Source organism: Amphritea pacifica (assembly GCF_016924145.1).
Classification (GTDB): Bacteria; Pseudomonadota; Gammaproteobacteria; order Pseudomonadales; family Balneatricaceae; genus Amphritea; species Amphritea pacifica.
In genome coordinates this window covers 1-366 of sequence record NZ_JAFFZO010000151.1, presented here as the reverse complement: position 1 = coordinate 366, position 366 = coordinate 1, and the positions used below count along the sequence as shown (strand labels likewise).

The 366-nt window shown below is 61.7% G+C and carries 1 pseudogene; it reads left to right on the top strand.

The features are described 5' to 3' along the window. Positions 1–366: pseudogene (locus JW499_RS21845) on the top strand (4-hydroxy-2-oxovalerate aldolase); the annotation flags it as partial.

The window sequence follows — 366 nt, the reverse complement described above, 5'->3', positions numbered from 1 at the left end:
CCATTGAGGTGGGTTTCCACGGCCATCACAACATGGGGATGGCCGTGGCCAACTCCCTGGCGGCGATTGATGCCGGTGCCGGGCGTATCGATGGTTCGGTGGCGGGCCTGGGTGCCGGTGCCGGTAACACACCACTGGAAGTACTGGTTGCCACCCTGGTGCGGATGGAAGCGGTGCACGGCATCGATCTGTACAAGATCATGGATGTGGCGGAAGACCTGATCGTACCGATGATGGACCAGCCGATCCGGGTGGATCGCGACGCGCTGACACTGGGCTTTGCGGGGGTCTACTCCTCGTTCCTGCTGTTTGCCAAACGGGCGGAAGCGAAGTATGGCATTCAGGCACGGGACATTCTGGTCGAGC